Source organism: Balneolaceae bacterium, from assembly GCA_034521495.1.
In the GTDB taxonomy this organism is placed as follows: Bacteria; Bacteroidota; Rhodothermia; order Balneolales; family Balneolaceae; genus Rhodohalobacter.
This window is the reverse complement of record JAXHMK010000014.1, coordinates 115,155-126,824: the sequence shown is the minus strand read 5'-3', so window position 1 is coordinate 126,824 and position 11,670 is coordinate 115,155. Positions and strand designations below refer to the sequence as shown.

General features: G+C 39.8%; 9 protein-coding genes and 2 pseudogenes. All 11 read right to left on the bottom strand.

What is annotated here, in order from left to right; all coding sequences use genetic code 11:
- Window positions 1–1,189: 1,189 nt before the first annotated feature.
- The 11 genes and pseudogenes from U5K72_14625 to U5K72_14575 all read right to left on the bottom strand — a co-directional run bounded on the left by U5K72_14625 (window position 1,190) and on the right by U5K72_14575 (window position 11,658).
- On the bottom strand, window positions 1,190–2,155 hold the full coding sequence (locus tag U5K72_14625) for a DUF354 domain-containing protein (protein ID MDZ7720046.1): 966 nt from the start codon (window positions 2,153–2,155) through the stop codon (window positions 1,190–1,192).
- Window positions 2,155–2,538 (bottom strand): hypothetical protein, encoded by a 384-nt coding sequence (locus U5K72_14620; GenBank protein ID MDZ7720045.1) that lies wholly within the window; start codon window positions 2,536–2,538, stop codon window positions 2,155–2,157. Before U5K72_14620 ends, U5K72_14625 begins: the two co-directional genes overlap by 1 nt.
- Window positions 2,495–3,508, bottom strand: coding sequence for a hypothetical protein (locus U5K72_14615; GenBank protein MDZ7720044.1), 1,014 nt, complete (start codon window positions 3,506–3,508; stop codon window positions 2,495–2,497). Before U5K72_14615 ends, U5K72_14620 begins: the two co-directional genes overlap by 44 nt.
- Before the next feature lie 2,135 nt (window positions 3,509–5,643).
- Window positions 5,644–5,988 (bottom strand): annotated as a pseudogene (locus U5K72_14610) (glycosyltransferase family 4 protein).
- 873 nt (window positions 5,989–6,861) lie between these two features.
- Window positions 6,862–7,125, bottom strand: coding sequence for a hypothetical protein (locus tag U5K72_14605; protein ID MDZ7720043.1), 264 nt, complete (start codon window positions 7,123–7,125; stop codon window positions 6,862–6,864).
- Between the two features lie 60 nt (window positions 7,126–7,185).
- Window positions 7,186–7,935, bottom strand: a complete 750-nt coding sequence (locus U5K72_14600) for a CapA family protein (protein ID MDZ7720042.1) — start codon at window positions 7,933–7,935, stop codon at window positions 7,186–7,188.
- Between the two features lie 12 nt (window positions 7,936–7,947).
- A complete protein-coding gene (locus U5K72_14595) occupies window positions 7,948–8,298 on the bottom strand; it encodes a hypothetical protein (protein MDZ7720041.1) in 351 nt (116 codons plus the stop codon).
- The gene (locus tag U5K72_14590) at window positions 8,279–9,199 is read right to left on the bottom strand and encodes a glycosyltransferase family 39 protein (protein ID MDZ7720040.1); all 921 of its coding nucleotides are present in this window, start codon (window positions 9,197–9,199) and stop codon (window positions 8,279–8,281) included. Before U5K72_14590 ends, U5K72_14595 begins: the two co-directional genes overlap by 20 nt.
- A gap of 191 nt (window positions 9,200–9,390) precedes the next feature.
- Window positions 9,391–9,960 (bottom strand): annotated as a pseudogene (locus U5K72_14585) (glycosyltransferase family 4 protein).
- 692 nt (window positions 9,961–10,652) lie between these two features.
- On the bottom strand, window positions 10,653–11,234 hold the full coding sequence (locus tag U5K72_14580; protein ID MDZ7720039.1) for a glycosyltransferase: 582 nt from the start codon (window positions 11,232–11,234) through the stop codon (window positions 10,653–10,655).
- A 97-nt stretch (window positions 11,235–11,331) separates the two neighbouring features.
- Window positions 11,332–11,658, bottom strand: a complete 327-nt coding sequence (locus U5K72_14575; GenBank protein ID MDZ7720038.1) for a hypothetical protein — start codon at window positions 11,656–11,658, stop codon at window positions 11,332–11,334.
- Window positions 11,659–11,670 lie beyond the last annotated feature (12 nt).

Below are 11,670 nucleotides of genomic sequence, written 5' to 3'. Positions count from 1 at the left end.
ACTTTTTCATGCAGGTTCTCAATCTCGGCGTTGTACAGTAGTATATGTACCTAATCAGAATCCATCAATTGATATAGTACCTGAAACTGCTGAGACTTATCCGACTTTGCCCCTATTGGATTGAAGAGGTAAAAGCATTAGATCTGCCTGGATCAAATCATTCGGAAGAAAATAAAGAGAAAAAATCTACTATTTTTTTTAAAGGAAGTTGTGATTTAGAAGTTCCTGTAAGATATCTTGAAAATAGAATTAGAGCGAAAATTTTACGAGAGTTTAATTTTGCCAATAAATATAACCTCAATGTAAGATCAGACCATACTTATTTTATAGTCTAATCTTTTTCTATTAGCAATAAATTGAAAACAAATTTGGTTAGGTCAGTTCCTTTCATTGAATTAGAGTCATACAGTCAGAATATATTCAAAAAGAATATGATATACTTATTTATAGTGTACTAGTTACTAGATTGAAATGTATATAAACACAAAAAATTATTGATTCATATACCTTACGGCTATTGATCCAGATCTTACAAATCTAAAAGATGAAGAAAGACTCTTGAAAATATTTAAACAAAGAAGAAACTTAGGTATTGATAAAAATTTTCTTTCTTACTTCAGAGAAAACTTTAACTGTAATGGCAGAATCACGCCAGATCATTTATACTTGTATCTTAAGTTCATAAGAAATAAAAATTCCAAAAAAAATCCCAATTCTTTTCATAAATGGTGCTGAAGTTGATCCAGTAGAACCAATAGATGAAGAAATAAAACTTCGACATGTTGAAATGAACAATTGCTTAGAACGATTCATTGAACAAGATAATTGTTACTGATTAGATATAAGAAACATTATTTATTCTAAAGATCATACAACTACCTCAATTCACAATAGACATTATACAAGGGAAAAGTATAATGAATTGGGAGAAGTTCTCTTTACAAAGGTGGGAGGAATTATTGGGAAAAATTATAAATCCTAAACCAGGAATATTTCCAGCTCTTTGATTGGATTTCAGAACGATATACTGATGAAGTAATTAATTCCTTTAAAGTTCATAATACTTGGAGACGACTTAAAGGTAGATCTCCTCTCTTGATCATTAAAACTTTTATTTTAAGTATTGATCTATTACATCTTTTAATAGTCGCTGTGACATCTAAAATTTTCACTAATTAATTTCTTTTGATCATCCCTCTGCCATTCCTCCTGTCCCATTTAAAACAAAAATACCTTTTTCAATTGATTTTATCTGCTCCTCCTTAGTTTCAACAAAAGGAAAATAAAAACGAGCATCTTTTTCAGCCTGTTCCATAATTGTTCCCAACTTTCTCACGAAATTATTGACAAAAATTGCTGGTGTGCCTAAAGCCGCGGACTCTGATGCCATTGTTGCACTCTCACCATACATTAAGGAGGCAAACGCAAGCACATGATGAATCCGGTCCGGTTCAATATTCAACCTGTATTTTTTCAGCTCTTCCGGCAGCTCTGATTCAGAACTAATAAATACCTTTCCAAATTCACGAAAGGACTGTACGGCCTTTACCTTGTTTTCAAATGATATCCCCTTTAGACCTACATCGTGGTTTGCGTGAAGGCTCACAAATCGCAATATAACATACTTTTCACCCTGGCTAAGCCCCAGTTCATTGAATATGGATGGATCGGGCTGAAATCGATTTGGGTGTAGATAAGCCAGTTCAATGAAGGAAGGAAAGCGAACCTGTTTGCTTCCAAGATTCTTCCGGAAGGACTCCGGGGTTAATATTCTGGTTGAGAAGGGTTTATATAAAAAATGATTAAGGGAAGCGGTTTCCGTGTCGTCTAATGTAATACATGGTTTTCTCATCAACCATGCAACCTGGGCGCAATAGGGAGAAGCAAAACTCAGAAAAAGATCCGGGTTCTCTTTTTTTGCAATTCTGAATAAGGCCCAATCCGCTTTTACAAGATAAAAAAGTTTTCCGGCAAGATTGTCGGAGCCGCGCCCTCTCGATATATAGTCAAGCCCTTCTTTTTTGAGCAAATAGTGGGCCATCTCCTTATCCCGGGCCGTAATCACGACCTGATGCCCCCCGGACGTAAGCTCATGAATCAAATGCTTAAAATAATGCACATGCGCCGGATGGCCGATATCGATAAAGATTTTCATTACAGGGGCAGCGGTATGTTTTGATTTCGTTCCAGGAATTTACGCTTACCGGATGAACGGTGCGAGATCTTGTCCGTAATTTCAATCTTCAGATTGGCTTTTTTACCCAAATAGTTTTGCCAATAGTCCAGAATTTCCTCTCTGTGGGATTCCGTAAACTGATCGTTCACCACCAACCGTATTCGAAAATCCGTTTCCGATTCCTGAATAGCCTGAAACTGATCGACAGAGGCATACCACTCGAAAAAGATCGTAAAGATGTGAACAATCACCAGTTTCCCTTCCGGTGTCACTAATATATCACAGTCCCGCCCGTCAATCCGGCTCAGTGCCGTAAGGTCACGGGATTCTTTTTTGTGAAGAATTTGATTTATCAGAAGCAAGTGTCACAACGTCCTGGGTATCGTACCGAATAAAGGGAACTTCCCTGTTCCAAAGGTCTGTGGTTACCAGCCTCCCATTTTCGCCCGCCTTCACACGATTCCCACCCGCATCCATTACCTCCGTAATCGCATACTCATCCGCGCCATAATAGGGAGAGCCTGGCGATGTTTGGTAGAATACTGCACCACCCTCGCAACTATATGCATCGTGTATAGGTGCATTTAATTGTTCTTCGATCAATGCTCTCGCTTCCGGGTAGAGAATATTCCCCGTTGTATTGATCGCTTTTATTGCAGGAAGTTGCAGGTCGTTCTTTTGAAGGTAGCGGGCAAAAAAATAGAGAGGATCGGGATAGCAGCGCAAATAATCCGGCCCGTAGATTTGAATCGTTTCAAAAAGCCGTGCAAACTCATCATCATTAATCTCTTTCAGAAAGATATACCGGGAGCGGTTCACCTTGTCTTGCATTCTTTTTATGAGCCCGCTGCGGGAATTCTGGGAAATTTTCATGTATTTATCACCAAGGCTGAACCCCATCCACTGCCACCCCCTGATACCGGCCGCCGTATGCATGCTGTATGCTTCCATACTCTTGGTGTACTGGAGCGGTTTCCCCGTTGAGCCGCTCGAAATTCCCTTTACAGCACGCACATTTCTGTCATTTCGTTGTGACGCTATGGTCCGGATATCTTTTTTTTGGATAACGGGAAGTTTCGTTAAATCATCCACCGTTTCAATATCATCCGGCTTTATCCCATGCCTGTCATATAATGTCCTGTAAAACGGAATTTCACCGTAGGCGTACCGGATGATTTTTCTCAGCCTCTCGTTTTGATAGGCGAGCAGCTGGTCCCTGTCCCACCACTGACTCTCTTCAAGAAATTTCAGTTTTTGAAATATGGAGCGCCGAAACAGCAGGTCGCTTGCCGGTGCAATGAGGTTGCGATTAATAGAATTGTAGAATCCCAACGTACTGACTCGTCTATTTTTGATGGTTCATTATTCGTGCTAATGTAAATTCAATGATGAAGTGTCGGTAGAAACCTGACAGCACCCACTGCCCCGAAGGGGATCCTCGACTATGGGGGATCTGACAGCGTTGTGTTTTGTTAGAAGATCGCCCTATGTTCATCCTTTTCAAAAAAGTTTCTAACACCATACAGAAACCCGGAAAAGCCCCGGGTAATCCAATCATGTGGATACATTTTTTAAACAGTAACCATTTGATCGTTGATTGCATTTTTCACTATTGACTGGAGATTCTTCGACTCCCGACACAAAAACGCTGTTTGGGTCTACTCAATGACAGTTCTTCAAAATACGCCTTATAACAGCATAAACGACCTTATCGAGTTTTGTCTTGATACTTTTGAACCGTCAAAAGTATCCAAAAACTCCCGGCTGTGATTGCTTTCGGGGCATGGTTTGCCCGCACGGTTACACTCTGCGAATGCCCACAAAGTGAGCGCGCAGAGCGATTTCTCCCGTGCTGTGTTGCAAACCACGCTACTCCTTCACCAATCAAGGCCGATTTTAATTGACCTGATCATCGATCATCAGGTTTTGCGGGAATAGCGGGTCCTGAGGCTTCGGGATCGTCACCTGGTCTTCGAAGCTTTAGCGTAGTAGTCCTTTTTTCGCATTAAAAAAAGGGACTACCTCAAATCGAAATATATCACAATATCAACTCTGAAATGGTGTTGCCCGCTCAACTACGTTAAAACTTCGTAGAGCAGGCTTTTGGGCAAAATTAGTTGCTACCGATGACAGTCTGTAAAAAAAGTGAATTTTCGATCTGTGTTCGAGGATCCAATCGATTAAAAATAAGCTCTGAAAGAGCGAAATCACACAGCCCCGGGCAGAGTGACTTTTCGGCGAAGCCTGAAGGAACGTCGCCTGGGTAGTAGAAGCGCAAACAACAGAACCCCGAGGCAATCCATGTGGGTAAGCCAGAGAACGCCACCGAGGGGTTGCAGCGAAACACTCCTTTGAAGCGAAATCCCTTTCTCTGTCTACATACAACCATGTCACCCTGCCTGTCCCGACTCACTCGGGACGAATTCCGCCAGCGTTATCTGCCTGTTTAGCGATTTGGTAGTAAAAAAAACACGAAGCACTGGCAAAACCGGTGTGTCACCCTCACCCCTTTGCCCTGACATTACCCATGTAATTTCAAATATGACTAATTTAGTCTATGTAAAGTATTGGTAATGATTGACTTAAAGCTGTTAGGTATATTTTCGAAAAATATCTGTTTATCATTTTATAAATAGATTTGCAATACGCTTTTTGAAAGATGAATAATAGGTGCTTCAACATCTATTCATTGCTGTTTTAGAGTTGATTTATTTTAGGGTCAGAACAACTCCGGCCTCGAAAGAATTGGCGGATTGAGGGAGCCTGAAGATCTGCGGAGACCTTTTATCATACCGGCTCTTAACGATGTTAACAAGCTATAAACGCGGTGGACCATTGATAAAAGGTAGCAGAGATTCAGTGACCGCCGCCAATTGTTTCACCGCCTTGAATTTTTGGTTCTTTTGTTTCAAGACAAAATGAACAAGGTGAACGTTACGGTTGATAGCCTATTATTATGAATGATACTCAACCTTTCCAATAAACCTTGATAAAGATATCATCTCAAAAATTGAGATTTTATGGGTAATGTCAGCCCCATTGCCCTCTCCGCGTATCTGTTTAGCGTCCTGGCAGAGTGCGATAGCTCCTGCCAGAGTCGCGTGGGTCGGTTTTCGAGGGGAATGCCCTTATTCCACAACTCTGACAGGAACCGAAAAGCACGGTGCTCTGTCAGGTTGTTTGACTCAAACCGCTAAACATATACTCTCCCGCGGCGCCTGTCCGACTCCCGGCGGGAGAGGGGTTGGGAGAGGGCGAAACAATGAATAGTCAAAAACCGCGCATCTTTCACGCTAAACATGTATAGCGTTTTTCTGACGGAATGAGGTCCCAAAAGGGATCCGACTACCGGCTGAAAGGATCTCCTTTTGTCTCTGATACACCCCAAAAGTGATCGGGACCAGAAAATCTGGACGATAAAAACAAAGACACTTTGCGGGTTTTACCTATTTTTGATGGTTCATTATTCAGGCCAGTTTCAGATACTGTAAGAGGTTACCGACAATTTCGGCTTGTTTCTCCGGACTGTAATTTTCGACGACGGTTTCTCTCCCGGCGGCCGATAACTGTTCGCGGAATGCCGGGTCATCCAGTAACCGGGATGCCGCGCGGGTAAATCCTGCGATATCCTGCCAGTCTTCAATAACCATAGCGTTTCGCTCGTGGTGCGCCGCATCGGTAATATTACCCACATCGGAAACGACCGGCACACATCCGCAGGCCATCGCCTCGATCATGGAAGTTGGCAATCCTTCACTTGTCGAGGGCATCATGAGCATTTTAGCTCGTTGAAAAAAGTGAACCGGGTTATCAACATAGCCATGTCAACGTAACATGGTCTGTTAGAGATCTATTCGCTCTGACATTAGTCTTTTGATTTCTTCAAACAAGTGCATCCTGTACCTAAGAAATGACGCTTTAATATTAATTCCCTCATCAATAAGGTCTCGAAATAACATCAAGTAATTCTGATCTGGCCCTTTTAGCTTTCTGAAATGTACCAACAAACAATATTGATATCTTTCTGAATGTTTTGATCCGGGTACATGAAACTTCTGTAATATCAATACAACCGTTAGGAATATATACTGCTTTTTCTGAATCAATCCCATTATCGATTAGATATTCTTCTCACCTTTGCACCCTGTGGTTGTAACAGCATTAGTCTTCCTAAGCATTCATGAATATTAAACCAGTTTCCAGAAGATGTGAAATGGTAATCGTGTTGTGATTTCAATCGTACCCCCAATCACGGATACCAATCTGATTTTGTATCGAGTTAATTTTTGCAACAATTACACTATTCAAACCTTTTGGAAGAGTAAATACACCATTAAGCGATGTCCGGTTTTAATTTTAGCGAATAGAAGAGTAGCTTACAGTTGGTTCCATAAGAATCCTTACAAGATGTTGTTCAGAATCTTTGGCCAGAATTGTTAAAACCCAATTAGGCAGCGTAACATTCTGGCTCCTTCGATCGAAAATCCCTGATTCTTCCCTCGAAAATATCATAACCTTTTTAAATACCTCGGTTTGTCGTAAGATTGGAATCGTTTCGTGACACGTTAGGCTTTTCCCCAATCGGCCAACCATAACGAACTATGGCATTCGATCTTGCGTATTTGTTAATCTTTTTGATTAAATGCCATCACCTGATTTTATCAAGAGCTTTCCGAAGTAGTATTCTAATAACTTTCTTTTCCGTTTCCCATTTGTCGAAACCCGTGCCATTCTTTCAACAATTCAGAATCTTCATTCCAATTCTTGGGCCTTTCTCCGTTTCTGGCTTTAACCTGCTTGTAGTAATCGTCTTCGCATATTCTGTTTTCCTTCCTGACAGTAGCTGTTCCATCAGGTTGTGATTTTCTGTGGAGTGTATGCGATTCAACCGATGAGCCAGTGCTTTCTTTGAGTAACGGCCGGTAATCCTCCTGAATCTTCAACCGCATGCGCTGTGCAACGATTGGATTCCTGCGCCGTCAGCTTCAACAACCAGCACACATTCCAGTTTAAACGTTTCGGGACCAGTTCATGTCAAAAATAAAATTTCCAAGGCTGTACAGGATCCATCCCTGTTTATACTGTTCTACGGGCTGAACAACATGCGGATGGTGGCCAATAATCAGGTCCGCGCCCCAATCAATCGCTTTCCGGGCAAGCTGAACCTGTTCCCATGAGGGAATATGGATATACTCATTACCCCAATGGAAACTGAGGCAAATTAAATCGACCTCACGTTTTCTCAAACCGTCAATAGCATGTTTAACGGCCTTTTCTGAAAGTGAGGCATAACAGTCATCATTTTGAATATCATGTACAGCATTAAACGCTGCAAATCCAAAAGTACAATTCTCTTTTTTTATAATGGAAAGGTTCGATCCATGGAGATCATCAAAAATGCCGACTGTTTCAATCCCATCGTTTTGTAATGCCTGAACGGTATGATGAAAACCGGCTTCTCCAAATTCCAGGATGTGATTGTTGGCAACAGAAACAACATCAAACCCGGCCCTGGACAACCACTTGCTGAAAGTTTCATCCCCTGCAAAAAAATCTTTATTACATTGATTTTTTATAGTTGAGCTGACCAGGGGAGCCTCGAGGTTGCCAAACAGAATGGAATCATTTTTATCGAACTGTTCAAAAAAAGTGTACCAATGCTCGCCCCCGGTTTGTCGGAATTTACTGCCGGTGCCAATTCCCAATGTATGCTGGCGGTCGGCAGGAAGAATATCACCGGTTAGAAAAAGTTTTGGCATACCTATATGGATTTACATCATTCCGCGTCCCGCCAGCCTGAAGTAGTTCCAGGCTAAAATCAGCCCGACTGCACCTATCAAGTACAATTTCCACCAGGGAAATTCATTCCGGTGTTTGATGCCGATGGCAATTAAAATAAAGAAAGCAGGCATGGCATTATATCCAAACCGAACCGCTGTAAAAAGTGCAGTAACACCTAAAATGAGCGTATAGCCAACTGCAAATCCCCAGACCGCCAAACTCTCACTCATGTTCTGTTTCATCACCTTCCAAAAACCGACCAGACCGAAATAGATCAAGAAATTCCAGATCATTAAACCTGCAATCCAGTAGTAGGTATCGTCATGTGGAAGGGTTCCCAAGCGGCAAATAGACCATGGATGGAAAAGGGGCTATAAAAGAGAGAACCACAAAGGTTGGAATGCCCACAATGGAGGCCATTGTATTCTCTTGAGCAATACTCCTGATTCGGGCTTCTGAGTAGTCAAAAACACCCGAAACACGTTCTACGTAGTAATCAACTTCCCCAAACGCATCGATGAAGTAGAAAAAACCCAATATGATAATTGTACTCATACTTAAAGAGATCAGTACACTGCCCTTTATGCGATTCATGAAATATATCCCCACCACGAGCGAGACCATCAGCGCCCCGGCAGCCGTTCGAAACAGAAACAGAATGGAGACAGAGGAGATCAAAACAGCAAGTTCCCAGAGTTTGATCCTGCCCTTCACAACGCTTTTCGTCAGCAGAAAAATACCCACCATGGAGAGAAAGACCACAAATTCCTCTTTCAGAATTACGGAGCTGTAAAATAGTGATAAGGGGAAAAAGGCGATCAGTATTCCGGCAAGTCTCGCAGTAGATTCATCGGTTATTAATTTGGCCGTTTTATAAGAAAAAAAGGCTGTTCCCGCTCCCATCAACGTCATAAACACTTTAGCGACAATGACTGATGACCCGGTAAACGTATAAACGAAACCCAATACAAACGGGACACCATAGTTGTCGGTATGTTCCAAATATTCACCAGCCAGATGCGGGAAAACCTGTTGAAAGTTGCCGGCTGCCAACAGTTGTGAAATTTCAGAAGCTACCCTGTGATATCGGGTTGCATCTACTGCTCCCACATAAAACGGCCGGTCCCAGGTGAGTTCTGCAACCATCACAATGGCGGCCATGAACAACAGCCTTGTACCCCACGCCATCCAGAAGATCTGCCGGCCATAATCGGTTGAAGTAATTTTTACCGGATCTGACACTTACGATGTTCACAATCACAAAATAGAATGCCAGGAAAATCAAATTGGCAAATAACCAAACCGGTGAAATCATGCGGGTTCCAAAAAAAACAACCAATACAATATTGATAATTAAAGCAGCCCCAATAGCTGTATAGGAATAGTTTGCAGGCCAGTAAACCGGTGAGTATTGGTTCTTCAACACTGTTCTGTTATAGTACCTCTTTATAGATTTTGTACAGTTTTTCGATGTGCTTCTCGATGGTAAAATTCTCCAGCGCCCATTTTTTTCCTTTTTCACCCAGTTCTTTGCGCTCTTCCGTGTTATGGATATAATACTCTATTTTTTCTGCCAAATCCTCTTCATTTTTTGTTTTGTAAAGTTGTGCATAGCTGCCCCCGTTCGTTATCTCTTTAAAAACCGGAAGATTATTCACAATAACAGCAGTAGAACTCATCATTGCTTCCACAACAGCGATGCCGAAAGTATCTTTATTTGACGAATAGATAAATATATCCAAGGAGGATAAAATAGATGGCACATCGGTTCTTTTACCCAAAAAATGAATATTATCCAGTAGTCTTCTGGATTTACAATATGAAATACATTCATCTTGAAAATGATACCCCTGTGCAGCGCCAGTAAACACAAAATGAAAATTCGGATTGTTACGAATAACTAAAGCAAGTGCTTTACAGACTGTTATCTGATCTCTTACATCATTAAAATTACCAATCATACCGCCCATTATTTCATCATTCAACAACTTCAGTTCTTGTCTAAGCGTATCCTTTTCATCTCAAATTTTCTATTGTCTATACCATTATATAGTACTGCATTTGGTTTTTTTACATTGAAATTTGTTTCATAGTTTTTTTTTACCTCCTTTGAAACTGAACAGCAGGTAATCACACAAATTCAATGCAGTCCTCTTTAACAGGTCTGACCAAATATTACTTTTAAAATGAAAACTATGAACAGTATAAACCACTTTGATTTTACAGTTAATAGTAGCCAATTTTGTGTAAAGCACATCCAGTGGACTATGTACATGTATGATCTGATAGCGATTACTTTTTATTAAATGATGAAGTTTATTCAAAAAACCAACTTTGAAATTATCTCTTCGTATCTTAATAATTTTTTCAAATCCTTCCTGCCTCATGAGTTCCTCTAATTGCCCACCCTTTGAAACCAGTAAATGATAATTATTTTTTACAGAATTATCATTTCTAAGAAGATCATATGTTAAAACTTCTGCACCCCCGATATCAAATGAATTAAATAGTTGGAGAACTTTTCATATAAATTATTTTGAGAAGGGTTTATAAAATATTTCTACAAATTATAAATCTGATGAAGTAGAATAATTAAGGCCCCTTTGAACTTTTTATTTTACTATCCAAAAGTGTAAAAATTAATACAATTCATTATTTCAAAAATATAATATTAATAATATTCAATAGAATTAAGCTACTCATTTTTTAAAAATTCGATTACTGTATTTATAATACGCCTTGCTACACTGTCAGGAGAAAAGTTCACATCATAAAATTTCATGGCATTTACAGATATGAAATGACGAAGTGATTCATCTTCCAATAACATATTACACTTCTTTACCAGATCTGACAAATCCGGTTTTATTTGAACAAAGTGAACTCCATCAATCATTGGATTAGGAAATGTTATTGGAATTTTTTTGCATATAACAACTGCACCAAGGGCCATCGATTCGAATAATCGATACGACAATACACCAAAACCTGGTACTTCAACAGATATTTTTGACCGTTGTAATTCTTTTAAGTACTCAGGTGTAATTACTTTATTGAAACCTCCTACAAATCCAAAATCAGCGCCATTTAAAATATTAACTACTTTTTCTCTGTATGGCTGGCTATGAGTTTGATTGCCATATCTACCGTATACATCTATATCTTTTTTAACTTTACCATCTAAATAAATTTTCCTTGCCTTCCCAAGGAGTTTTGTATTTTTCACCCCCAAACAAAGAGGCGTTATTTTATCAGAACTTAAATTTTCAGGAGCCATCAACTTAAAGTATAGATCAGTCTTCTGCATCATTTTCTTCTGAAACAACTGTAAAATCAGAACAGTCCAGAGCAGCTAATACAATTTTATCTTTATACTAAAACTTTATAACCTCTCCATAAATATCATGTCTATTTTGGGGTTTTAATTTATCACCAATATTTTGAATTTCCCTCTCGGAAACTGGAAAGCCTCCATGTATAAAATAATCGAACTCATGAGATGCATCAAAGTATGTAAGAGGCAAATATCTTTTAATTGCTTTTTTAATTGGCTCAACCCTGTAGGTTTTTCTGGAATATTTTTTCGGCCAAATAACCTGAATTCCACTCGTGTTTTTTAAAGGCAGTTGCTTTTCAAAATGTAGACGATCATAAAATGGAATAGTGTATCCTGGTCTTGCATACCAGTTTAAATTTTTCAAATAACTAAAATA

Bases quoted from the DNA above. Each gene is read 5' to 3' on its own strand.
- U5K72_14625 (MDZ7720046.1), bottom strand. From the start codon at position 2,155: ATGAAAATCTTTATCGATATCGGCCATCCGGCGCATGTGCATTATTTT.
- U5K72_14605 (MDZ7720043.1), bottom strand. From the start codon at position 7,125: ATGCGGTTGAAGATTCAGGAGGATTACCGGCCGTTACTCAAAGAAAGC.
- U5K72_14600 (MDZ7720042.1), bottom strand. From the start codon at position 7,935: ATGCCAAAACTTTTTCTAACCGGTGATATTCTTCCTGCCGACCGCCAG.
- U5K72_14580 (MDZ7720039.1), bottom strand. From the start codon at position 11,234: ATGGCTCCTGAAAATTTAAGTTCTGATAAAATAACGCCTCTTTGTTTG.